Here is a 23732-nt window from a genome sequence, read left to right on the forward strand (position 1 = left end):
CACACATGAACCGCAATCTCACCTCCACGCCCCTGGGCAACAACCTGCTGCTTCGCACCGACTCCTACAAGGTGTCGCACTGGATGCAGTACCCGCCCGGCACGCAGACGGTGTACAGCTACATCGAATCGCGCGGCGGCATCTTCAGCCACTCCCTCTTCTTCGGCCTGCAGGCCTACCTGCGCGAATACCTGCAGACGCCCGTGACGCTGGCCGACGTGGAGGAAGCCGCAGCACTCATGGCAGTGCACGGCGAGCCCTTCAACCGCGAAGGCTGGCTGCGCCTGATCGAGAAGCATGGCGGGCTGATGCCGGTGCGCATCCGCGCGGTGCCCGAGGGCAGCGTGCTGCCGGTGCACAACGTGCTCGCGACCATCGAGAACACCGACCCCGAGTTCTTCTGGGTCACGAGCTTCCTCGAGACCGAGTTGCTGCGCGCCATCTGGTATCCGACCACGGTGGCAACCCTCTCGGCCGCCGCGCGCACCACGCTGCTGCGGTACCTCGAGGCGACCTGCGACGACCCGCAAGGGCAGATCGCCTTCAGGCTGCACGATTTCGGCGCGCGCGGCGTGTCGAGCCTCGAATCGGCCGCGCTCGGCGGCATGGCCCACCTGGTGAATTTCATGGGCACCGACACGCTGGCCGCGCTGGTGGCCGCGCGCCGGTATTACGACTGCGACGTGGCGGGCTTCTCGATTCCAGCCGCGGAACACAGCACCATCACGGGCTGGGGCCGGGAGCACGAAGCCGACGCGTACAGCAACATGGTCGACCAGTTCGGCAAGCCCGGCGCGACCTTCGCGGTGGTGAGCGACAGCTACGACATCTTCAACGCCTGCGCGCGCATCTGGGGCGGCGAGCTGAAGGCGAAGGTGGTGGCTTCGGGCGCGACGCTGGTGGTGCGGCCCGACTCGGGCGACCCGGCCGAGACCACGCTCAAGGTGGCGCAGATCCTGGCCGAGCGCTTCGGTACGACGACCAATGCCAAGGGCTTTCGCGTGCTGAACAACGTGCGCATCATCCAGGGCGATGGCGTGAACCTCGACTCGCTGCGGCTGTGCCTGTCGAACTTCTTCCACAACGGTTTCTCGACGGAGAACATCTCCTTCGGCATGGGCGGCGGGCTGTTGCAGCAGGTCAACCGCGACACGATGCAGTGGGCAATGAAGTCCTCCGCCATGCAGGTGAACGGCGAGTGGCGCGACGTGTACAAGTCGCCGGTGGGCGATGTGGGCAAGGCCTCGAAGAAGGGACGGCTCGCGCTGGTGAAGAACGCGCGCGGCGAGGTGCAGACATTGCGCGAAGAGGCGCTCTCGGCGGGGCAGAGCGATCTGCTGCAGACGGTGTTCGAGAACGGTCGCATCGTCGAGAGCACTACGTTTGAGGCTGTTCGGGAGCGGGCGGCCATTGGGGTGAATCAGTTCATTACCTCTCGGGCGCCGCTCTGAGGCGCGGTCTTTCGGGGCGTGTGCACAGGCCCCGAAGACCGCAGCAAGTGCCACAAGGCATCGCCATAATCCGCGCAACTTCCGGATTTCATGACCAAACTCCTGATCCTCAGCGTGAGCGCCGGCAACGGCCACGTGCGTGCAGCACAGGCGCTTGCCGCCACCGCCCAGTCCCTCGCCCCGCCCTGCACAGCGGTCCACATCGACGCGATGGCCCACGTGGCCGGCGGTTTCCGCAAGGTCTACACCGACTGGTACATCCAGCTCGTGAACCGCGCACCCGAGCTGTGGTCGTACCTGCACCAGCGCACCGACACCACGCCGCACCACGCGCCCTCGCAACGCCTGCGCCGCGGCATCGAACGGCTGAGCACCGGCGCGCTCGTGAAGGAGATTCGCCGCGAGAAGCCCGATGCCGTGGTCTGCACGCACTTCCTGCCGGCCGAGCTGCTGATGCGCGAGCGCAACCGCGGCCGCATCGACTACCCGGTGTGGCTGCAGATCACCGACTACGACCTGCACAACATGTGGCTGGTGCCGGGCATGGCCGGCTACCTGGCCGCAACCGAAGAGGTGGCGTTCCGCCTGCGCGCGCGCGGCATTCCTGCAGACCGCATCCACGTCACCGGCATTCCGGTGATGCCGGCGTTTTCCGAACCCGATGTGCCGGCGCTCGCACGCCACACCTGCGTGGCGGAACTCGGCCTCGATCCTTCTCGGCCCGTGCTGCTGATGGCGTCTGGCGGCGCGGGGGTCGGCGACCTCGCGAGCATGGTCGAGCGCGTGCTCGGCCTCGGCGGTGAAGGCAACTTCCAGGTCATCGCCGTGGCGGGCCGCAACGTGGAAGCGCACGGCAAGCTCGAAGCCCTGGCCAGGCGCCACCCGGGCCGCGTGGTGGCCATCGGCTTCACCAACGAGATGCACAAGATGATGGCCGCGGCCGACCTCGTCGTGACCAAGCCCGGCGGCCTCACGGTGTCCGAGTGCCTGGCGCTCGGCAAGCCGATGCTGCTGATCTCGCCCATTCCGGGGCAGGAAGAACACAACGCCGGCTTCTTGATGGAGGAAGGCGCGGCCTGGCTCGCCTACGACGCCATCGGGCTCGACTACAAGGTGGCGCGCCTGATGGCCGACCCCGCCAAGCTCGCGCACATGGCCTCGCGCAGCCGGGCGCTGGGCAAGCCGCAGGCCGCGCGCACGGTACTGCAGCACGTGCTGGCTGCGCCGGCGGGAACGACGGCGTGAGCGGCGCCGCCGAAAAGACGGGCGTGGCCCGCACGCTCGGCTATCTCGCCTGGGTGGCTGTCATGGCCTTCTTCTTCGCCAACGCCGAGATCCAGATCGAAGGCGGCGCGGGCTGGGCCACCTCGCTGCCGACCTGGCGCATCGAGAACAGCATCTGGCTCGATCTCTTCTGGGGCGGCCGCGCGATGACGGGCTACCACGCCTGGGTGTTCACCTTCATGGCGCTGGTGTTCTTCTCGCCGCTGGCCTTCAACGGGCGCTGGACGTGGCGCGACGTCGGGTTAGCGGTGGCGGGGCTCATCGTGTTCTGGGTGTGCGAAGACTTCCTGTGGTTCATCATCAACCCGGCCTTCGGCTGGGCGCGCTTCAATGCGGTGGATGCGTTCTGGCACAAGCACTGGGTGTGGGGCGCACCGGTCGACTACTGGGGCGGGCTCGCGGTGGCGGCGCTGATCCTGGGGACGCGGCACTGGCGGCGCGAGAAGAAGAAAAAGCAATGACGAAGAAGCACTGGACAGCAGCAGCAACAGCGGAAGAAGGCATCGCCGACCCGCGCCCCGGCCACTGGGCCGACCCACTGGACGAACTGCAGGTCGAGAACCTGCACCGCATCACGCCCACGCTCTACCGCAGCGCGCAGCCGCGGCGCGCCAACATGGCGGCGCTGCAGTCGCTGGGCATCCGCACCGTGGTGAGCCTGCGCTCCTTCAACGACGACAGGAAGGTGTTCGCGGGCACCGGCATCCGGCTGGTGCGCGTGCCGATCAACACCTGGTCCATCGACGACGCCAAGGTGCTGCGCGCGCTGGTGGCGATCCGCGAGGCCGGGAAGCATGGCCCGGTGCTCATCCACTGCATGCACGGCGCCGACCGCACCGGCGTGATCGCGGCGGTCTACCGCATGGCGGTGCAGGACTGGGACAAGGACAGCGCACGCAACGAAATGCTGCGCGGCGGCTACGGCTACCACACGCTGTGGCGCAACATTCCGCGCTATATCGAGCGGCTCGACCCGGTGAGGATGCGCCACGCGCTGGCCCATGCGCCGGTGGTTCCCGTGGTGTCCTGAAGGCGCCTGCAGCTTTCGCACCGCGCTCCTATACTGGCCGCCCCGTGGCCACAGGCCATCTGCGAACCGTCTGAAAAGGGGCCTCCCATGGCACTGCAAATCCGCTCCCTCATCCGCGCCAACGGCGAACTCGAACTCTCGCTGCACGACGACCCGATCCCCGAACCGCAGGCCCACGAAGTCGTGATCCGCGTCGAGGCGTCGCCGTTGAACCCGTCGGACCTCGGCCTGCTGTTCGGTGCGGCCGACATGAGCACCGCCAAGGCCTCGGGCACCGCCGAGCGCCCGGTCGTCACCGCCACGGTGCCCGAGCGCGCGCTTCCCGCCATGGCGGCGCGGCTCGACCAGTCGCTGCCGGTCGGCAACGAAGGCGCGGGCGTGGTGGTCAAGGCCGGTTCGTCGCCGGCTGCGCAGGCGCTGCTCGGCAAGACCGTGGCGGCCATCGGCGGCGCGATGTATTCGCAGTACCGCTGCCTCGCCGCTGCCCAGTGCATGGAACTGCCCGAAGGCACCACACCGGCCGAAGGCGCGTCGTGCTTCGTCAATCCGCTCACCTCGCTGAGCATGGTCGAGACCATGCGCATGGAAGGCCACAAGGCGCTGGTGCACACGGCCGCCGCGTCGAACCTGGGCCAGATGCTCAACAAGATCTGCCAGAAGGACGGCATCGCGCTCGTCAACATCGTGCGCAAGCAGGAGCAGGAAGACCTGCTGCGCGGCCTGGGCGCGAAGTATGTGTGCAACGCGACCTCGCCCACCTTCCTCGAAGACCTGACGCAGGCATTGGTCGAGACCGGCGCCACGCTGGCCTTCGACGCCACCGGCGGCGGCAAGCTCGCCGGGCAGATCCTCGGCTGCATGGAAGCCGCGATCAACCGCACGGCCAAGGAATACAGCCGCTACGGTTCGACCACGCACAAGCAGGTGTACATCTACGGCGGCCTCGACCGCAGCCCGACCGAGTTCGTGCGCAACTTCGGCATGGCGTGGGGCATGGGCGGGTGGCTGCTGTTCCCGTTCCTCGGGAAGCTCGGCGACGAAGGCACCAAGCGTTTGAAGGCGCGCGTCGTCGCGGAGCTGAAGACCACGTTCGCGAGCAGGTACACGCGTGAGGTTTCGCTGGTCGAGGCGCTGCAGCTCGATGCGATCGGGGTTTATGGGAAGCAGGCTACGGGGGAGAAGTTCTTGCTGAATCCGAACAAGGGTGTTGCTGTTTGAACGTTGCGCCCTGAACGCACGCACCCGAGAGCTAAACAACCAGCCGATACCCCACAGCCGTCTCGGTCAGCAGATGCCGAGGCTGCGCCGGATCGTCTTCGAGCTTCTGCCGCAGATGCCCCATGTAGATCCGCAGGTAGTGGCTCTGGCCGGTGTGCGACGGGCCCCACACCTCGCGCAATAGCTGGCGTTGCGTCAACACGCGGCCTGCATTGGCGACCAGCACCGACAGCAGGCGGTATTCGGTCGGCGTCAGGTGCACCTCGGTGCCCGCACGACGGACGAGGCGCGCGGCGCGGTCGAGCTCGATCTCGCCGAAGCGGAACAGCGCCTCGGGCGCCTCGTCCGCGCTGCCGCCCACCGCACGCGGACGACGCAGGTTGGCGCGAACGCGCGCCAGCAGTTCACCTGTGCCGAAGGGCTTGGTGAGGTAGTCGTCGGCCCCCGCGTCGAGCGCGGCGATCTTGTCGGCCTCGTCGCTGCGCGCGGACAGCACGATGATCGGCACGGCCGACCAGCCGCGCACGTCGCGGATCAGCGAAACGCCGTCGCCATCGGGCAGCCCCAGGTCGAGCACCAGCAGGTCGGGCTGGCGCGTGCCCGCTGCGGCGAGCCCGTCGCGCAAACTGCCGGCTTCATGCACCACCCAGCCCTCGGCCTCGAGCGCACCGCGCACGAAGCGGCGGATCTGCGGCTCGTCTTCGATCACGATGGCGGTGGGGGCTGGCATGGGGTCAGAGTTGGGCTTCGGCCGGCTCGGGTGGCTCGCGGCGCGGCAGGGTGACCGTGAATTCTGCACCGCCGTCGCGCGCGTTGCCGGCCGCGATTTCACCGCCGTGCGCACTCACCACCGCCTTGCAGATCGCCAGGCCCAGGCCCACGCCGGGTGTGGCCGATTCGGTCTCGCCGCGCGTGAACTTGTCGAACAGCTTCTGCTCGTGGCCCAGCAGCGCGGCGGGCAGGCCGGGCCCGTGATCGCGCACCGTGAGCACCAGCGTGCCGGGCTCGGCGCGCGCACCGACCACGATGGGCGGCGCGCCGTACTTGGCGGCGTTCTCCAGCAGGTTGACCAGCACGCGCTCGATCAGCACGGCGTCGAACTCGACCAGCGGCAGCTCGGGGTCGAGCGCGGTCTGCACCACGGTGCCGCCCAGCGAAGTGCGCGCCGCGCGGATGGCAGAGCCCACCACTTCCTCCACCGACTGCCAGTCGCGCCGCAGGTTCACCGCGCCGCCGGCGATGCCGCTTTCGAGCCGCGCCATGTCGAGCAGGTTGCTCACCAGCGCATGCAGCTCGTGCGCCTGCGCGACGATGGCGCGCGCGGCGTTGCCATGCTCCTCCGGCGGCAGGGTCTGCAGCGACTCGGCCAGTGCGATCAGCGCGGTGAGCGGCGTGCGCACGTCGTGCGAGATGGCACCGAGCAGCGCATTGCGCAAGCGCTCCGACTCCATCTCGACCACGGCCTGCTGCGCCACTTCGACGTAGTGCACGCGCTCCAGCGCGATCGCGATCTGCCGCGCCAGCGTGTCGAGCTGCTGCGCCTGCTCGGGAATAAGCAGCCAGCGCGGCTGCGCGGGCGACAGCGCGAGCACGCCGCGCACACGCATCGGCGCCTGCAGCGGCACGTAGTGCCAGGGCTGCGCGGCCAGCGTGGCCGTGGCGAGTCCTGCCGGCTGGCCGTGGCGGAAGGCCCAATCGGCGACCTGCGGGTCGAAGCCCTGAGGCGGGTCGGAAGGCTGCACCAGCTGATCGGATGTATCGGTCACCAATACGAGCGCATCGCCACCGAAGTGGCCCCGCACGGCAGCGGCGCCGAGCGCGATCACCTGCGAGCTTTCGAGCGCGGCGGACAGTTCGCGCGTCAGCTCGAACAGCGAGCGCGCGCGCCGCTCGCGGCTGGTCGACACGCCGGCCGCGAAGCGCAGGCCCGCCATGAGCTGGCCCACCAGCAGGCCGACGCCGAGCATGACCGCGAAGGTCAGCACGTACTGCACGTCGCTCACCGCGAACGACAGGCGCGGCGGCACGAAGAAATAGTCGAAAGCCGCGACGTTGAGCAGGGCGGCCAGTGCCGAGGGCCCGCGCCCGAAACGCATCGCCACGCCCACCACGCCGAGCAGGAACAGCATGACGATGTTCGACAGCTCCAGCACGCCGACCAGCGGCGTGCACGCCAGCGTGAGCGCGATGCTGGTGGCCGCCGCCCATGCGTAGCCGGGCCAGTAGATGGGCGCCTTCTCGTGGTCGTCGCTGTCGATGCTCGCGCCCTGCAGCGGCGCGCGCGACAGGCGGCGCGAGCTTTCGGCGGGCGCCACTTCCATGATGTCGAGCGCCGGCGCGCGCTGCGCCAATGCGCGCGCGAGCGGCACCGCCCTCGCGGGCCACCAGCGCCGCCAGCCGGCCTCGGGCTGCGAGCGCCCGAGCACCAGCGTGGCGCAGTTGAGCCGCCGTGCCTGTTCGGCGAGTTGCTCGGCCACGTCGGAGCCGGTGAGCACGGCCGTGGCCGCGCCCAGTTCTTCCGCCAGCTTGAGCACCGCGAGGATGCGGTCGCGCTCCGCCGCGGCCAGCCGCTGCAGCCGGGGCGTCTCGACGTACACCGCGTGCCAGCGCACGTTGAGCTGTCCCGCGAGCCTCGCGGCCGTGCGCACGGTCTGCGCCGCGCCCTCGTGCGGACCGACGCACGCGAGGATCGCCCCCGATGTGTTCCAGGCCTGCAGGCCGGGGCCCTTGCCGTTTGCGCCCGCGCCGCCCGGGCCCGACTGCTCTACGCGCCAGCCGCGCACGTCGTCCTCCACGTGCTCGGCGGTACGCCGCAGCGCGATCTCGCGCAGGGCGATCAGGTTGCCCTTGCGGAAGAAGTTCTGCGCGGCGCGCTCGGCCTGCTGGGGCAGGTAGACCTTGCCGGCCGCGAGCCGCGCGGTGAGTTCGTCGGGCGTGACGTCGACCAGCACCACCTCGTCGGCCTCGTCGAGCACGGTGTCGGGCACGGTCTCGTGCACGCGCACGCCGGTGATGGCGCCGACCGTGCCGTTGAGGCTCTCGAGATGCTGCACATTGAGCGCCGACCACACCTCGATGCCGGCGGCCAGCAGCTCCTGCACGTCCTGCCAGCGCTTGGCGTGGCGCGAGCCGGGGGCATTGGTGTGGGCCAGTTCGTCGACCAGCAGCACGGCGGGCCTGCGCGCGAGCGCGGCGTCGAGGTCGAACTCGGCGAGCGTGCGCCCGCGGTAGTCCAGTTCGCGCAGCGGCAGCGCCTCCAGCCCCGAGAGCAGCGCGGCGGTCTCGCTGCGGCCATGGGTCTCGACCACGCCGATCAGCACGTCGCGCCCGGTGGCACGCTCGCGCTGCGCGGCGCTGAGCATGGCCCATGTCTTGCCGACGCCCGCGCTGGCGCCGAAATAGATGCGCAGCTTGCCGCGCTGGGCGCGCGCCTCGTCGCTGCGCAGCTGCGCGAGCAGCGCGTCGGGATCGGGGCGGAGCACTTCGTTCATCGGCGGCACAGGTTAGCGCATCGGGCGATCCTTGCGGCGGCCTGCATGGCGCCGAGCGGTGCGCGACAGCACCCACCAGGCAAAGCCCGGCGGCACGAACAGCGCCGCCATGGCCAGCAGCGCCATCAACAGGTCAGTGACCATGGCGCAGGCCGCAGCGCGCGAGGTGTTCGCGCCAGCTCACGAGCCGGCCGATCTCGCCCGAAGGCACGCATTCGATCAGCCGGTGCAGCACGTCGGCATAACGCGCGAGCGGCAGGCGGATCATCAGGCACACGCAGGGCGCGTCGCTTTCCTGCGAGCTGCAGGCATGCAGCAGCGGCTCGCAGCGCACCACGCCGGCCTCGGGGCAGCCGGCGATGCTGCGGCGCACGCGCAGCGCGTCGGCGCAGCAGACCGTGACGTCGAGCACGTAGAACGGGCTGTTGCCCTTGCTGTCCTGCGTGTTCATGAGGGCGTGCGTTCTCGGCACGCCGGGGTGTTCTCGGTAAGCGGCATAAGCCATGGTTTGTTTCTCCTCAACGCGCAGTGGAAGGGCTGAAGGAACCCGAAGCCGCATCGAGCGCGATGTTCAGCGCCAGCACGTTGACGCGCGATTCGCCCAGAAAGCCCAGCAGGGGCTTCTGCGTGTTCCTGTCGATCAGCGACTGGACCTCGGACAGCGGCATGCCGCGCACGCGCGCCACCCGCGCCGCCTGGTACTGAGCGGCGGCGAGGCTGATGTCGGGATCGAGCCCGCTGGCCGAGGCCGTGACCAGGTCGACGGGCACCGGCGCGGTGTTGTCCGGATCGGCCGCGCGCAGCGCTTCCACGCGCGCCTTCGCCGCATCGGCCAGCGCGGGGTTGAGCGGCCCCTGGTTGGAGCCGCCCGAAGCGCTCGCGTTGTAGGGCTGCGGCGCGGTGGCCGAGGGGCGGCTCCAGAAGTGCTTCGGATCGCTGAAGTTCTGGCCGATGAGCTTGGAGCCCACCACGGTGCCGTCGAGCACGATGAGGCTGCCGTCCGCCTGCGCGGGGAACGCCGTCTTCGCGACGCCGGTGACGGCCATCGGGTAGATCAGGCCGGTGAGCGCGCTCAGCAGCACGAAGAGCACGAGCGCGGGGCGGACGATGCCGCCCTCGCTGCCATTGCCGTTGCCATTGACGATGTTGTTGTTCATGACGGAATACTCCTCAGACGAGATGCACGGCGACAAGCAGCCAGTCGATCAGCTTGATGCCGATGAAAGGCACGAGCAGGCCGCCCAGGCCGTAGATGGCCAGGTTGCGGCGCAGCAGCGCGGCGGCGCCCACCGGCCGGTAGCGCACGCCCTTGAGCGCCAGCGGAATCAGGAACACGATCACCAGCGCGTTGAAGATCACCGCGCTCAGGATCGCCGACGACGGGCTCGCCAGCCGCATCACGTTGAGCGCGCCCAACTGCGGATAGGTCGAGATGAAGATCGCCGGAATGATGGCGAAGTACTTCGCCACGTCGTTCGCGATCGAGAAGGTGGTGAGCGAGCCGCGGGTCATCAGCAGCGCCTTGCCGGTCTCCACCACTTCCAGCAGCTTGGTCGGGTTGGAATCGAGGTCGACCATGTTGCCGGCCTCCTTCGCGGCCTGCGTGCCGCTGCCCATGGCCACGGCCACGTCGGCCTGAGCGAGCGCGGGGGCGTCGTTGGTGCCGTCGCCGGTCATCGCCACGAGGCGGCCTTCGGACTGGTACTGGCGGATCAGCGCGAGCTTGTCCTCGGGCGTGGCCTCGGCCAGGAAGTCGTCCACGCCGGCTTCGGCGGCGATGGCTGCTGCCGTGAGCTTGTTGTCGCCGGTGATCATCACCGTCTTGATGCCCATGCGGCGCAGCTCGGCGAAGCGCTCCTTGATGTCGGTCTTGACGATGTCCTTGAGCTCGACGATGCCGAGCACGCGGTTGCCCTCTGCCACCGCCAGCGGCGTGCTGCCACGGCGCGCCGTTTCCTCGGCCGCGCGAAGCACCTCTGGCGCCGCCGTGCCGCCGATGGCCTCGACGTGGCGGCGCACCGCGTCGACCGCGCCCTTGCGCAGCAGCACGGGGTCGGTGTCCAGGCTGTTCGGCGCGGCCGGCAGGTCGGCGCCGCTCATGCGCGTCTGCGCGGTGAAGGCGACGAAGCGGGCACCCTCCACCGGCGTCGGCTCCAGGCCTTCGCGGCGCGCGAGCTCGACGATGCTGCGGCCCTCGGGCGTCTCGTCGGCCAGCGAGGCCATCATCGCGGCGCGCGCGAGGCGCGACTTGGTCACGCCAGGCGCGGGCAGGAATGCGCTGGCCTGGCGGTTGCCGTGCGTGATGGTGCCGGTCTTGTCGAGCAGCAGCACGTCGACGTCGCCAGCCGCTTCCACCGCGCGGCCCGAGGTGGCGATCACGTTGGCCTGCATCATGCGGCTCATGCCGGCCACGCCCACGGCCGACAGCAGCCCGCCGATGGTGGTGGGAATCAGGCACACCAGCAGCGCGACCAGCGCGGTGAGCGACACCACGGTGCCGGCGCCCGCGGCCTCCACGCTGAAGATGGAGAACGGCAACAGCGTGACCGTGACCATCAGGAACACGAGGGTGAGCGCGATCAGCAGGATGGTCAGCGCGATCTCGTTCGGCGTCTTCTGCCGCTTGGCCGCCTCGACCATGCCGATCATGCGGTCGAGGAACGACTCGCCCGGGTTCACCGAGATGCGCACCACCAGCCAGTCGGACAGCACGCGGGTGCCGCCGGTCACGGCCGAGAAGTCGCCGCCCGATTCGCGCACCACGGGCGCCGATTCGCCGGTGATGGCGCTTTCATCGACCGAGGCCACGCCTTCGATCACTTCGCCGTCGAGCGGAATCACGTCGCCGGTCTCGACCAGCACCACGTCGCCCTTGCGCAGGTTGGGCGCCTGCTCCGGCAGCCACTGCGCGCCGTGATGCGGCTCGTGCAGCTTCTTGGCCCAGGTGTCCTTGCGCAGGCCGCGCAGCGAAGCCGCTTGCGCCTTGCTGCGGCCTTCGGCCAAGGCTTCCGCGAAGTTCGCGAACAGCACGGTGAACCACAGCCAGATGGTCACGGCCAGCACGAAGGCGGGCTTCATGCCGGTGTCACCGGGAAAGCTCAGCGCGTGCACCCAGAGCAGGCTGGTGAGGATGCTCCCGATGTAGACGATGAACATCACCGGGTTGCGCCACTGGGTGCGCGGATTCAGCTTGGCGAAGGCGCCCCACAGGGCGGGCTTGACCAGCGCTGCGTCGAACAGCGAAAGAGATGTTTTGGTGTGGACAGTCATGGTGCGCTCCTTATTTCCAGAGCACGAGGTGTTCGACGATCGGCCCGAGGGCCAATGCCGGCACGTAGTTGAGCAAGCCGACCAGCAGCACGGTGCCGATCAGCAAGGAGACGAACAGCGGGCCGTGCGTGGGCAGCGTGCCGCTGGTGACGGGCAGGCGCTTCTTGGCCGCGAGCGCGCCGGCCACGGCGAGCACCGGCACGATCATCGCGAAGCGGCCGAGCCACATGGCCAGCGCGAGCAGCCCGTTGTAGAACGGCGTGTTGGCCGACAGGCCCGCGAAGGCGCTGCCGTTGTTGTTGGCGGCCGAAGTCAGCGCGTACAGGATTTCGGAGAAACCATGCGCGCCGGGGTTCGCGATGCCGGCCTTGCCCGCGTCCGCGATCACCGCCACCGCCGTGCCGGCCAGCACCAGGATCGGCGTCACCAGGATGGCGATGGAGATCAGCTTCATCTCGCGCACCTCGATCTTCTTGCCGAGGTACTCGGGCGTGCGGCCGATCATCAGGCCGGCGATGAACACAGCGAGCATCGCGAAGATCAGCATGCCGTACAGGCCCGAGCCCACGCCGCCGAACACCACCTCGCCGAGCTGCATCAGCACCAGCGGCACCATGCCGCCCATCGGGGTGAGCGAGTCGTGCATGCCGTTGACCGCACCGCAGGAAGCGGCCGTGGTGATGGCGGCGAAGAGCGAGGAGGCATCGATGCCGAAGCGCACTTCCTTGCCTTCCATGTTGCCGCCGGCCTGCAGCGCGCCGTGCATCTGGTCGACGCCCAGCGAAGTCAGCAGCGGGTTGCCGGCCTGCTCGGCGGGCGTGATGACCATCACGGCAACGACGAACATCACCGTCATCGCCGCGAGCACGGCCCAGCCCTGGCGCATGTCGCCCACCACGTGGCCGAAGGTGAAGCACAGCGCCGCCGGAATCAGGAAGATGGCGAGCATCTGCAGCAGGTTCACCAGCGCCGTCGGGTTCTCGTACGGGTGCGCCGAGTTGGCGTTGAAGAAGCCGCCACCGTTGGTGCCGAGCATCTTGATCGCTTCCTGCGAAGCGACCGGGCCCATGGCGAGCGTCTGCGTCTTGGTGGTGGCGTCTTCCATCACCGGCTGGCCCTTTTCATCCTTCAGGGGCTGGCCGTCGGCGCCGTTCTTCGGCTGTTGGAAGGCGGTGGTTTCGAGCGTGCTCACCTCCTTGTAGCCGTCGAAGTTCTGGATCACGCCCTGGCCGACGAAGACCACGGCGAGCACGAAGGAGATCGGCACCAGCACCCACAGCGTGACGCGCGTGATGTCGGCCCAGAAGTTGCCCACCAGACCCTTGCCGTCGCCGCGGCGCGCGAAGCCGCGCACCAGCGCGAAGGCCACCGCGATGCCGGTGGCGGCGGAGAAGAAGTTCTGCACCGAGAGCCCGAGCATCTGCGTGAGATAGCTCATGGTCGACTCGCCGCCGTAGCCCTGCCAGTTGGTGTTGGAGACGAAGCTCACCGCGGTGTTGAAGGCCGAGTCGGGCGACACGGCCGCCATGCCCGCGGGGTTGAGCGGCAGCCAGGCCTGCAGGCGCTGCAGGGCGTAGACGAAGATCGCGCCGATGGCATTGAAGGCCAGCAGCGCGAAGGCGTACCGCAGCCAGTGCATCGACTGCTCGGGCTTGGTGCCGGCGAGCTTGTAGAGCGGCGCCTCGACGCGCTGCATCCAGCGCGGCACGCGCTCGTTGCACAGTGCGGCAAGGAACTTGCCGACCGGCCACGCGAGCAGTCCCAGCAGGACCAGGAAAAGGGCCAGCAGGCCCCAGGCGGAAGAAGTCATTTCAGAATTCCTCCGCGCAGATCAGCGCGAACACCAGGTACGCGAAAAGAACCACGGCGATCAACGCGCCGAAGCCGTAAAGAACTTCGAGGCTGATCACGACGCGGCTCCATCGGCGGCGTTCGACGCCTTGTTCGACGGGTTCTTCGGCGCATCGAGCCTGTTCAGCCTGACCACCATGGCCCCCACCACGGCCCACAGCGCCACCAAGGCGCCCATCCAGACGATGTCCATTCATCAACTCCTGCAGCGAAATTCAAGACCTTCAGTCTCGGCAGCGGTGCATAAAAACGGGGAACAGAGTCCGTGGGGCCGCATAAAGAAAACGTAAAAACGCGCCCCCGTCCCCGATAGCCCCGCGGCCTGCCGAGGTCATCGCGCCGCAGTCCTCGACAGCGTTCGCGGCCTTGCTCAATAATCAAAGCGTTTGCTTGATAAATGGCAGGTCGATCCTGCGCATCCCTCACGAAGCCGTCCATGCCCACGCCCATCGACGCCAAGCCCGCCTGGTTGCCGCACCAGCCGGCCGACCGCATCCTGTCCACGCTCAAGACGCGCGGGGCACTCGGCATTCCCGACATCGCCAAGGTGCTGAAGGTCACGGTGGAAGCGGTGCGCCAGCAGATGGTCAAGCTGGAGGCCGACGGCCTGGTCGATGCGCAAAGCCGCCCCGGCGGGCGCGGGCGGCCGACGCAGATCTGGCGGCTCACCGGCGAAGGCCACAAGCGCTTTCCCGACACGCATGCCGAGATGACGGTGCAGATGATCAGTGCCGTGATCCGCGTGTTCGGAAACACCGGCATGGACCAGCTCATCGCCGCGCGCGAAGACACCATGCGCGCCAACTACGCCGAGGCCCTGCGCGGCGCGCGCAGCCTCCAGACGCGGCTGGAGCGGCTGGCCGACATTCGCAGCCGCGAAGGCTACATGGCCGAGTTCCGGCCCGAGGGCGACGGCTTCCTCTTCATCGAGAACCACTGCCCCATCTGCACCGCGGCACAGGCCTGCACGGGCTTTTGCCGCAGCGAACTGCAGCTTTTCGACGCGGTGCTGGGGCCCGACGTGAGCGTCAGCCGCGTCGAGCACGTGCTCGCGGGCGCGCGGCGCTGCGCCTACCAGGTCAGCCCCAGGCAGGGCACCTGATTTTTTTCATCACCACCAAAGGAAACCCACCATGGAACACATGCTCCCTCCCTTGCCTTACGCCCTCGACGCACTGGCGCCCGAGTATTCGAAGGAAACCCTCGAATACCACTACGGCAAGCACCACAACGCCTACGTGGTGAACCTCAACAACCTGCAGAAGGGCACCGAGTTCGAATCGATGACGCTCGAGGAGATCGTCAAGAAGTCCAGCGGCGGTATCTACAACAACGCCGCACAGATCTGGAACCACACCTTCTTCTGGAACTGCATGAAGCCCCAGGGCGGCGGCGCTCCGACCGGTGCCCTGGCCAAGGCCATCGACGCCAAGTGGGGCAGCTACGACGCGTTCAAGGAAGCCTTCGTGAAGTCGGCCGTGGGCAACTTCGGCTCGGGCTGGACGTGGCTGGTGAAGAAGGCCGACGGCTCGCTGGACATCGTGAACATGGGCGCCGCGGGCACGCCGCTGACCACCGGCGACACCCCGGTGCTGACGGTGGACGTGTGGGAACACGCCTACTACATTGACTACCGCAACCTGCGCCCGAAGTTCGTCGAGACCTTCCTGGCCAAGCTGGCGAACTGGGACTTCGCGGCGAAGAACTTCGGCTGAACCGGGTCCGGGCGCGGCATCCTCATCAGCCGTTGATCAGGTTGAGGATGTTGCCGTCCGGGTCCTTGAACCAGGCGACCTTCATGTGGTCCATGACATGGATGTCGCCTTCGAGCTTCATGCCGGGCATGTCGTAGTGCTCGAAGCGCACGCCCTTGGCCTTGAGCGCCGCCACGAGCCGCTCGATATCGCCATCGACCGACCAGGTCACGGCCGTGGCCTGGTTGGTGCCGGCAAATGAGGAGCGGTAGACGTTGATCCGCGTAGTGCCGCTGCGATAGACGATCACCTCCTCGCCTTGCGCATCGACCTGCGTCAGGCCCAGCGTGCCTTCGTAGAAGCGGCGCGCCACGGCCAGGTCTTTCACCGCGAGGTTGGCCACGGCGTTGATGTTTCCGAGCATGGGAGTCTCCTGTGAAGCCCATTGCGCGACGGACGCGCGGCGGGCGAGCCAAAAATACTCAACCATTCGGTGAAGTATTTGCCTCGCGGCAGTGCATGTCAATACCGCGCTATCTGCTCGCGCCCCCGCGGAGCAACCGGGATTTCATGGGTTCTGCGCCAACTCTACAAGCATGGGCGGTTCGCGCAGTAAGGCCGTCAGAAAGAAGTACGAAACCGCAGCAGCGTTTTGCTTTCTTGGAATGCCACTCCAATTTGAAGTTGAGCGGATCCTACGGCAGGCGAGTTATGGGCGGTAAAAGAACGAAAAACGCATCTTCAATGTCCTGCTTCTTAGGCGTTGCGCCATTTATTGATAGAGCGAATTCTTCCATTTTCCCCTCCCAGTCGTCAAACGCATCATCTTGGAATTGGCTGATCTGAAATAAACAATAACGCCATCGAAACCATCATATGCCTTGGCATCCTTGTATTCTTTGAGCGCGAAACTCAAGCGTTTTCTTTCTGAGGATTTTTTCCTCAGAAAGACGTCGCGAACCAATTACTCATCGCGTCAGCCGATGGATCGAGATTCACCCAAACAACGTTTGGACCGCCAACCGATCCGGCAATAACAGAGGTGCTCAAACCAAAAAAACAGAAGATATGCAAATCTCACACCCCACCTTGAAAGAACCGAAGGCAATTTCAGCCTCATCTTTTAATATCTTAAGGGGCGCGAGTTATTGGAGGCAGGAGCGCGCAGAATGCATTCTCTATATCCTCCTTCACGGGGGAATTGCCATGCGACGCGACAGCCACAGATTCAATCTTATTCTTCCCTGTTGTCAGACTCATCATTTTCGCGCCACCTTCGGAGGTATACACAATGACTCCATCAAGGCCATCGTGGTGGCGGAAATCAATATCTCGATAACTTTTTAACGCCAAGTTCAACTGCTTCTTTTGATCCCTGTTTTTTCTCAGAAAAACATCTTCAACCAATTCGTTGTTGATCAACGGAGGGCGTTTCTTCATATACAGCAATGAATCCCCCATCTTCCACTCTCCAGCACAGCCAACTGGCTTACTTGTAGCGAAATTGGCAATGACTCCATCGACCCATTCCTTGCCGGAGGAGTGATCAAGATTTACCCACAATACGTATGGACCACCGGCATATCCCGCAAAAATCAATGGGGTCTTCAAAAGCAAAAGAAGAAACACCATTGCGTGCCACGGCAATCTCTGCAGCACTAAAATCCCAAAATGAATCGCCCTGCGCAAGGATTTATATCTCCATACCTGCATTCAACCTCCCATGCCAATCTTAATATTTTACTTCTCCATTCATCAGAACCCCTCCATCAATTAAAGATGGCGCAAAGCTGAGAATTTGACAATCAAAAATTTCATGGGGCACGAACTATGGAAGGAAGGACCGCACAAAAAGCATCTTCGACATCTTTTGTCTCCGATGAGGATTTCAATTCTATGGGGCGGATCTTGATACGCCTCTCCCCCGTAGTAAAACTCATCATACGAGGAGCGCGCCCCCCAGAATAAAAAACAACCCCATCAAGCCCATGACGCACATTAGCGTCGACATCTCTAAATGAACGCAATGCATTGCTCAATTTTAAAAAAGAAGATTCATCTCTCTTGAGGAATACTTTTCGAACCAGCTCATCCGTTATACCGGCGGGGCGGGTTTTTACATACAATATCGAATCATTGTTTTTCCAATTAATATTACAAACCAAATCTATGCGATCACCATTTGCAAAATCATCTATTTTTCTGGTGATCTCTTGATCATCAACGCCTCCCAGATTAACCCAGGCAATAAAATGATCATCCCTAAATCCTGCGAATGAAGTTGTCGAAAGCAAAAACAAAGCCGCAACACCCGCAGGCTTGAGCGCATTACACCAATTGAATTTCATTTCTCCCATCCTTTATTTGGTTTTGGTTTTGGTTTTGATTTCCTTTTTCGTACGAGGAGGAACTCCAATGAATTTATTCAATGCATCGACATCCATCCTCTCGATCCCCGGGTTTTCGAGATCTTTTTTTGCCTGCTCATAGTAAGATACAGGCACAAAATATCTCAAATAGCTAGAACATTTTATCTTTTTCTCTTTTATTTTCCCGTCTTTGCCAATTACCTTCACCACCTGAGTTGCATCCTTATTAAAAGGGGAAAATTTGATCCGATCATCTTGATTTCCTCCCAGCAAGATGAGATTTTCTTCGCCCTCTTTTCCGTAGGCAAATCCAACGTGGTAACCGTGCCCGCTCCTTGATGTTGCAACCGAGATCGCACCATATATTGGCTTCGCCAGCTCGACAAACAGGGGGTTTCGAATCTTTTCCTTTTCATTGATTTCATAAAATCCATGTGCCCGCCCCATGATGGCCCGATGATCTCGAAAACTTATATTGTCAACGGGAAAATTTGCTTTTGATAGACACCAGTTGGCAAATGCAGCGCACCACGCCACTGCGGACATAGATTTTGAGCCATCTCCAATTTCCACGTGATAGTCAATCTCATTTTCCAATACGTCTTCTTGCTTACCGTATCTAAGCTTGGCTTCGGCAATAGCAATAGGCATCCACGGCGCTCGCCCAGGCCACGGATTGATCAGTGCCAAGACCTTTCCCGTTCCCTCCTTGGATCGTTCCGAATCCGAGGGTTGCGTGCTTGACGGAATAGGCGCTGCTGGCGGAGCAGCACGAGGTCGGGCTTTCGGAATTAGTGGCGTGCTTGCTGATGCAGCTTTTGGTGCGGTGGAAATTGAAGCCGACTGTGCTGCGCTAGGCTCCTTGCCCCTCCCACCAATCAGCAGCACTTCGCCAGGATAGATCCGGTCGCTGCTCAACTCGTTGACATCCTTGATTGCGGCAACGCTGGTGCGATACAGCTTCGCGATCTTTCCCAGGCTGTCTCCGGGCTGCACCACGTAGCTCATCGGCTTCTTCTGGTCCAGCGTGGAACTGTTGATCTTCTCCGACCCAGCGACACCTTTCCATTTTCTGAACTTCGCCAGAAGATTGAAGTCCTGCCCGGTGTCGCCTTGAATCGTCCCGACCTTCACGGGCTCCTTGGTCTTCGGGTCTGTGACCTTGACGTGCACAGCGGCCTTGTCCGAAGGATGGATCACCAACGGGAAGCGGCCTGTGGCATCGGATTTGACCTTTTCCTCCCTGCTTCCTCTTTGCAGGATGATTTCCGTGTCGGGCAAGGGCTGGCTGCCATTGGTGGCGTTGATCGTGCTCACGACCACCCATGTTTCCTTGCGGGTTTCAGGCTTGGCGTGGTAGCCCTCGATTTCCGAGATGCTGTCCACTATCTTTTCGAGCTCGGCGTCGGTGCATTCGCTGAGCTTCCGGTCGGCCGGAATGCCGCTCGTGCGGAGCAGGTCGTTTGCGTATTTTTCCGTGTTGTTTTCCCCCTTGGGGGCATAGACAGGAATGGCTTCGGGGATGGTTCGATCGCCGTGCAAGCGTTTCAGGTTTGCCTTCAGCTCTGTCCGCCCGGAATCCTCATCGGGAAAGATCAGGAAGGTTCTGCCGGACTTGGTCGTGGCAAACCCGACATAGCCTTTGGCCTTCTTGGGGGCGGGCGCGCCACCTACCATTCGAGCCGTCAAGTCGCCGGGGTTGTTGATTCGCCATGGCAGTGTTCCACCGGAGCGCAGCAAATGGCGGCCATCCTCACAGATGAACTCTGCGACTTCGATGTTGGGGTGATAGGTAGCGGATATCAGCTTTGACATGTCATATCCAAGAACTCAGGCCAGTCCATTCAGATGGGCTTCCACCGCCGATTCAGAAAGAAAATGGTTGAGGCCAGAACCGACTCCTGATTGGGCGTACTTTGAGTTTTCGATGGTGTCCAAGCCGTCGTCCACGCCATCGCTCTCGACGGCCTCCTGGCTTTCTATTTCGGCGGTATTGGGATCGCTCTGCCGCGTGCGAATCGTGGGAACTGGGTTCCAGTCCCACGTCTCTTCGCCCACGATCAGCGTCGCCTCGTCGGGCGTCTCGAAGGTGATTCTTGGAAGTCGTCCGTCGTCCGGAATGATCCCTTCGGCCGTGATGGCTTGCCGCTCGTCAAGGATTTTGTAAGGCAGCCCTGCCATTTCCACATGCTTGAAGACTTCGTCGCTGCCAAGAGGGGCGAAGCGAACGCTGTATTTGTCGTCGTGACCGACGCCTTGCATCCGCAGAAGTTTTTCCATACTCATAGGCCCCGCAAAGCTGTGGACCCCCGCATGCTCGCGCCAAAGCCCGCGGGTGCCATGCACGATCCCCGAGGCGTTCCACCTGGTAAAGCTGCTGCCCCCGTTGATCAGGATCTCTTCCTTGGCGGTGATGCTGATCTTTTCGGCCTCCAGCTTGATGTCGAGCTTCGCCAGGAGGTTGATGCTGTTTTGCAGGGCGACGATGTCGATGCCGGCGGTCGCCGCAGTCAGGCGGATGGACTTGTAGGCGAACAGGCGCACGGCTTCCTTCACGCTGGCCAGGAAGCTCTTGCCCGCGCTGATGCTGGTGTGGCCACCGCTGCTCAATGCGTTGTGGGTGATGCTGGCGATGTGCGTGGCGCCTGCCGCCGTGCTCTGGATGCCCGCCGCACTGGCGATCACCAGATGGGGTTCGTCGAGCTCCGGAAACCGGCCCTCCTGCCTGTCACCACCCCTGCCCTTGATGGCGTCGTTCTGTTCTTTCAGCGCTTGGGTGACGGCGTCCTGATCGCCCGCCCCGTGCGCCTTGGCCTGCTGGGCGGTCTGGCTCTGGCGTTCATGCAGATCGCGCGCGGCCGTCAGGCGCGCGACCGTTTCGCCCAGATCGGTGATGTGGCCCTGCGCATGGGGCCGTGTCTCGGTGGTGAGCAGCAGGCCCCTGGCTGCGCGCACCGCGGCATGGCCATCGGTGCGCAGTTCGGCGCCCTGGCCTCGATCGTCTTTGCGGCCGGCCGTGTCGTCGATGCGGCCGATGTGGCCCAGGCTCAGGCTGCTGCTGAGGTGATCGCTCTTGAGCTGGGCCTGGATTTTTCCGGGATGGTCGTCCAGCGCCAGATGATTGCCACGCGTCCCGCCAGAACTGCCTTCTGGGCTCAGTTCACGGCTGCGAATGCCCGAGAGGTTCTTCTGATCGGGCAGGTGCCACGCGGGCATGTTCTCGGCATTGAACACACGCCCTGTGATGATGGGGTAGTCCGGATCGCCGCTCAGGAAATCGACGATGACTTCCTGGCCGATGCGCGGCAAGGCCGCGGTGCCGAAGGTCGCGCCGGCCCAAGACATGGCCACGCGCACCCAGCAACTGGAGTTCTCGTTACGCTGACCCAGACGATCCCAGTAGAACTGGATTTTGACGCGGCCGTACCGATCGGCCCATATTTCTTCGTTCTCCGGGCCGACCACGATGGCCGTCTGCGGGCCACGTGTGCGCGGCCTGGGCGTGGTGCGCGGCGGTCGCCATGCGTAAGCCACGGGCTGCGCCTTGAAGGCGAAGCGCTGAACGGAGCCTTCGGAGGCGTCGGCACCTTCGCTGGCTTGAAGATTTTCCTGCAGCTCGTACTCGACGCCGGTCAGAAGGTATTTCTGATTCTGGTCTTCCCTCGGGTGGCTGGCGAGCTGGAAGGTGTGGCCCGGCGCCAGATCGCGCCTGTTGGAATGCCCGCTCGCAGCACTGCGCTCGCTCAACTGTTCTTCAGTACGGATGCGCGCGTAGGCTTCGCCGTCGTTGTGCTGCTTGTAGCCACCAGGCCATTCGTACAGTTCGAAGGAGTCATGGGCATGGCCTGCGGGCATTTGACGTTGGTTGGAAAGGTCCGCCCTGGGCTTGAGGGGGTCGTGGTCGTTGGTGAAATGAAACCCCGGGCGGATTTCTTCGCCGGACTGCCATTCATAGATGCGCTCGCTCGGACTTGAGCCACCTCCGGTCATGCCCGCTTTCTCCAGCGGGTGGAAGCGCACGGTATCGCCTCCGGGCAACGGATCGTGGGAGATGGCGATGTCGTCCGCGAACATCAGCACGTGCCGCTCTGCTTCGTGCCTGAAGTAGTAGTAGATGCCTTCCAATTCGCACAGGCGCGAGATGTACGAAAAATCGCTTTCGTGATACTGCACGCAGTAGTCCCACGACCGGTATTCGCGGCTGAGCCTCTTCTCGATGGGGTAGCCGTAGCTGTCGAGCACTTCGGTGAGGATGTCGGGGACGGTTTTGCCCTGGAAGACCCGGAAGTCGCTCCGACGTGTTGCCAGCCACAGCCATGGGCGCAGCTTCATCTCGTAGAAGGACTGGCGCGCGTCTTCTTCGATCAGGCCGAAGCAGGTGACGATGCCGCCGAGATAACGCAGGTCGCCGCGCTCGGTTTCCATCGCCACGGTGGCCGTCTTGCCGAGCAGGGCTTTCGGGTCGATGGCGTTGCTGTGGCCCAGCAAGTCGACGTCGAATTCGAAGAGCTGGTGCAGCGCTTCGCGCCCGGCCAGGCGATGGAACTGCAACGCGTCGCCCAAGGGCGAGCGGAGGGTGACGCGCCTTTTCACGGGCGCGGGCGAGCACGCGCACTCGCACGATCGAAGATGAACATGAGACTCCCTGATTGGCCGCCCTCAGGGTCTGGGGGGGCCGTTTTGTTGGATTATGTAACTCGCTCTGGCCACCCCGAAAGCACCCAAAGTAGCCATCGCGTGCGCACGTGCGCAATTCGTGAAGCAATGCACGTTGCGGAGCCGCCGCAGCCCGAGAAGAGGCCCTTCGCGAACCACGAAAACCCTGCGGCTCCGCTTCCGGCACACTGCACCCCGGTGCAGTGCCCGACGAGGCCTCAAGTCTGCAACCCGATTCGTCCCCATACAGAGACAACCCCATGATCCGCAAACTCATCCGCTCGCTGGCCCTCGCGCTGGCACTTCCCCTGGCCTTTGCCACGGCTGCACAGGCGCAGTCCTACCCCGCCAAGCCCATCCGCATGATCGTGCCCTTCCCGCCCGGAGGCGGCACCGACATCCTGGCGCGCCTCGTGGCCCAGAAGCTCACCGAGGCGAACCACTGGACCGTGGTGCCTGACAACCGCGCAGGTGCCGGCGGCACCATCGGCATTGCCGAGGCCGCGCGCGCCGCGCCCACGGGCTACGACATCGTGATGGGCCAGAAGGACAACATGGTCGTCGCGCCCTGGCTCTACAAGAACCTGAGCTACAACCCGGTGAAGGACCTGACCGCCGTAGCCCACGTGGCCTACACGCCGGTGGTGATCGTCACGCAGGCCAACTCGAAGTTCAAGACGCTGAACGACGTGGTCACGGCTGCGCGCGCCGCGCCCGACACGGTCACCTACGGCTCGCCAGGCAACGGCACCACCATCCACCTGGCCGGCGAGATCTTCAACGGCGCCGCCAAGATCAAGATGCGCCACGTGCCCTACAAGGGCTCCAACGCGGCCATGATGGACGTGCTCGCTGGCAACGTCGACCTGATGGTGTCGTCGGTGCCCTCGGCCATGGCCCAGATCAAGGCCGGCAAGCTGCGCCCGCTGGCGGTCACCTCCGCCAAGCGCAGCACCTCGCTGCCCGACACGCCCACCGTGGCCGAGCTGGGCTACAAGGACTTCGACGTGAGCACCTGGTACGGCGTCTTCGTGCCGGCCGGCACGCCCAAGGACGTCGTCGCCACGCTGAATGCAGCGATCAACAAGCTACTGGCCACGCCCGAAATGAAGGCGGCCATCATTGCCCAGGGCGCAGAGCCGCAAAGCACGACGCCGGAGCAGTTCGGCGCGCTGCTGAAGACCGACTACGAGAAGTGGAAGGGGATCGTGCAAGCCTCGGGCGCGACGATCGAATAGCCCTTCTCGCCACTTCCCCCTTTGGGGGAAGGTGGGGATTGGGGGTTGACGGCGCCGAACATGCCATGAGCGATGGATGCGCCGCTTGCCCCCACCCCTGCCCTCCCCCCGGAAGGGGGCGAAATACCGGGGGCAGTCCGGCGTGCACTGGCGGTGGAAGATTTGCACGTCCGCCGCGGC

At 64.7% G+C, this 23732-nt stretch carries 22 protein-coding genes; 8 read left to right on the forward strand and 14 right to left on the reverse strand.

Going from position 1 to position 23732, the window contains the following annotated elements:
- The first annotated feature begins 5 nt into the window (after positions 1 to 5).
- The 5 genes from ACCD11_RS20525 (at position 6) to ACCD11_RS20545 (ending at position 4983) form a co-directional block, all read left to right on the forward strand.
- Positions 6 to 1451 carry a nicotinate phosphoribosyltransferase gene (locus tag ACCD11_RS20525; protein WP_413315248.1) on the forward strand — a complete coding sequence of 482 codons (1446 nt, stop codon included), beginning with the start codon at positions 6 to 8 and terminating at the stop codon, positions 1449 to 1451.
- A 90-nt stretch (positions 1452 to 1541) separates the two neighbouring features.
- Positions 1542 to 2696 carry an MGDG synthase family glycosyltransferase gene (locus ACCD11_RS20530; RefSeq protein ID WP_007838080.1) on the forward strand — a complete coding sequence of 385 codons (1155 nt, stop codon included), beginning with the start codon at positions 1542 to 1544 and terminating at the stop codon, positions 2694 to 2696.
- On the forward strand, positions 2693 to 3196 hold the full coding sequence (locus tag ACCD11_RS20535; RefSeq protein WP_413315249.1) for a hypothetical protein: 504 nt from the start codon (positions 2693 to 2695) through the stop codon (positions 3194 to 3196). The genes ACCD11_RS20530 and ACCD11_RS20535 overlap by 4 nt, the downstream gene beginning before the upstream one ends.
- Entirely contained in the window at positions 3193 to 3765 is a 573-nt protein-coding gene (locus tag ACCD11_RS20540; protein ID WP_413315250.1) for a dual specificity protein phosphatase family protein, read from the forward strand. The genes ACCD11_RS20535 and ACCD11_RS20540 overlap by 4 nt, the downstream gene beginning before the upstream one ends.
- An 87-nt stretch (positions 3766 to 3852) precedes the next feature.
- Positions 3853 to 4983 carry a zinc-binding dehydrogenase gene (locus ACCD11_RS20545; protein WP_413315251.1) on the forward strand — a complete coding sequence of 377 codons (1131 nt, stop codon included), beginning with the start codon at positions 3853 to 3855 and terminating at the stop codon, positions 4981 to 4983.
- A gap of 31 nt (positions 4984 to 5014) precedes the next feature.
- Here the strand turns inward: ACCD11_RS20545 and kdpE are convergent, their stop codons facing one another.
- The 9 genes from kdpE to ACCD11_RS20590 all read right to left on the reverse strand — a co-directional run bounded on the left by kdpE (position 5015) and on the right by ACCD11_RS20590 (position 13788).
- Complete coding sequence (gene kdpE, locus ACCD11_RS20550; RefSeq protein WP_413315252.1) at positions 5015 to 5713, reverse strand: two-component system response regulator KdpE; 699 nt, start codon at positions 5711 to 5713, stop codon at positions 5015 to 5017.
- A 4-nt stretch (positions 5714 to 5717) separates the two neighbouring features.
- Entirely contained in the window at positions 5718 to 8474 is a 2757-nt protein-coding gene (locus tag ACCD11_RS20555) for a DUF4118 domain-containing protein (RefSeq protein WP_413315253.1), read from the reverse strand.
- Positions 8475 to 8486: 12 nt separating this feature from the next.
- A complete protein-coding gene (locus ACCD11_RS20560; protein ID WP_413315254.1) occupies positions 8487 to 8618 on the reverse strand; it encodes a hypothetical protein in 132 nt (43 codons plus the stop codon).
- Entirely contained in the window at positions 8608 to 8925 is a 318-nt protein-coding gene (locus ACCD11_RS20565; RefSeq protein ID WP_413315255.1) for a hypothetical protein, read from the reverse strand. Before ACCD11_RS20565 ends, ACCD11_RS20560 begins: the two co-directional genes overlap by 11 nt.
- A gap of 67 nt (positions 8926 to 8992) precedes the next feature.
- Positions 8993 to 9631, reverse strand: a complete 639-nt coding sequence (gene kdpC, locus ACCD11_RS20570; protein ID WP_413315256.1) for a potassium-transporting ATPase subunit KdpC — start codon at positions 9629 to 9631, stop codon at positions 8993 to 8995.
- A gap of 13 nt (positions 9632 to 9644) precedes the next feature.
- Complete coding sequence (gene kdpB / locus ACCD11_RS20575; RefSeq protein ID WP_413315258.1) at positions 9645 to 11744, reverse strand: potassium-transporting ATPase subunit KdpB; 2100 nt, start codon at positions 11742 to 11744, stop codon at positions 9645 to 9647.
- A 10-nt stretch (positions 11745 to 11754) separates the two neighbouring features.
- Complete coding sequence (kdpA, locus tag ACCD11_RS20580; RefSeq protein WP_413315259.1) at positions 11755 to 13554, reverse strand: potassium-transporting ATPase subunit KdpA; 1800 nt, start codon at positions 13552 to 13554, stop codon at positions 11755 to 11757.
- A 1-nt stretch (position 13555) separates the two neighbouring features.
- Positions 13556 to 13654 carry a K(+)-transporting ATPase subunit F gene (gene kdpF, locus ACCD11_RS20585; RefSeq protein ID WP_019657711.1) on the reverse strand — a complete coding sequence of 33 codons (99 nt, stop codon included), beginning with the start codon at positions 13652 to 13654 and terminating at the stop codon, positions 13556 to 13558.
- Complete coding sequence (locus ACCD11_RS20590; protein WP_413315260.1) at positions 13651 to 13788, reverse strand: hypothetical protein; 138 nt, start codon at positions 13786 to 13788, stop codon at positions 13651 to 13653. Before ACCD11_RS20590 ends, kdpF begins: the two co-directional genes overlap by 4 nt.
- A 243-nt stretch (positions 13789 to 14031) precedes the next feature.
- On the opposite strand from ACCD11_RS20590, the gene ACCD11_RS20595 reads away from it, so the two are divergent.
- Together ACCD11_RS20595 and ACCD11_RS20600 are read left to right on the forward strand one after the other, a co-directional pair.
- Positions 14032 to 14697, forward strand: coding sequence for a helix-turn-helix transcriptional regulator (locus ACCD11_RS20595; protein WP_413315261.1), 666 nt, complete (start codon positions 14032 to 14034; stop codon positions 14695 to 14697).
- A 31-nt stretch (positions 14698 to 14728) separates the two neighbouring features.
- Positions 14729 to 15310, forward strand: a complete 582-nt coding sequence (locus tag ACCD11_RS20600) for a superoxide dismutase (RefSeq protein ID WP_413315262.1) — start codon at positions 14729 to 14731, stop codon at positions 15308 to 15310.
- A gap of 25 nt (positions 15311 to 15335) precedes the next feature.
- Here ACCD11_RS20600 and ACCD11_RS20605 read toward each other — a convergent pair whose 3' ends face one another.
- The 5 genes from ACCD11_RS20605 to ACCD11_RS20625 all read right to left on the reverse strand — a co-directional run bounded on the left by ACCD11_RS20605 (position 15336) and on the right by ACCD11_RS20625 (position 22251).
- Positions 15336 to 15713 carry a VOC family protein gene (locus ACCD11_RS20605; protein WP_413315263.1) on the reverse strand — a complete coding sequence of 126 codons (378 nt, stop codon included), beginning with the start codon at positions 15711 to 15713 and terminating at the stop codon, positions 15336 to 15338.
- A gap of 707 nt (positions 15714 to 16420) precedes the next feature.
- Positions 16421 to 16978, reverse strand: a complete 558-nt coding sequence (locus ACCD11_RS20610; RefSeq protein ID WP_413315264.1) for a hypothetical protein — start codon at positions 16976 to 16978, stop codon at positions 16421 to 16423.
- A 125-nt stretch (positions 16979 to 17103) separates the two neighbouring features.
- A complete protein-coding gene (locus ACCD11_RS20615) occupies positions 17104 to 17637 on the reverse strand; it encodes a hypothetical protein (protein ID WP_413315265.1) in 534 nt (177 codons plus the stop codon).
- 12 nt (positions 17638 to 17649) lie between these two features.
- The gene (locus tag ACCD11_RS20620) at positions 17650 to 19473 is read right to left on the reverse strand and encodes a LysM peptidoglycan-binding domain-containing protein (protein WP_413315266.1); all 1824 of its coding nucleotides are present in this window, start codon (positions 19471 to 19473) and stop codon (positions 17650 to 17652) included.
- 15 nt (positions 19474 to 19488) lie between these two features.
- Positions 19489 to 22251 (reverse strand): type VI secretion system Vgr family protein, encoded by a 2763-nt coding sequence (locus tag ACCD11_RS20625; protein WP_413315267.1) that lies wholly within the window; start codon positions 22249 to 22251, stop codon positions 19489 to 19491.
- 323 nt (positions 22252 to 22574) lie between these two features.
- Between ACCD11_RS20625 and ACCD11_RS20630 the strand changes: the two genes are divergently transcribed.
- Positions 22575 to 23552: a Bug family tripartite tricarboxylate transporter substrate binding protein gene (locus ACCD11_RS20630; RefSeq protein WP_413315268.1), complete on the forward strand. Its 978-nt coding sequence runs from the start codon at positions 22575 to 22577 to the stop codon at positions 23550 to 23552.
- Positions 23553 to 23732: the final 180 nt, after the last annotated feature.

The organism is Variovorax sp. Varisp36 (genome assembly GCF_047304235.1).
In the GTDB taxonomy this organism is placed as follows: domain Bacteria; phylum Pseudomonadota; class Gammaproteobacteria; order Burkholderiales; family Burkholderiaceae_C; genus Variovorax.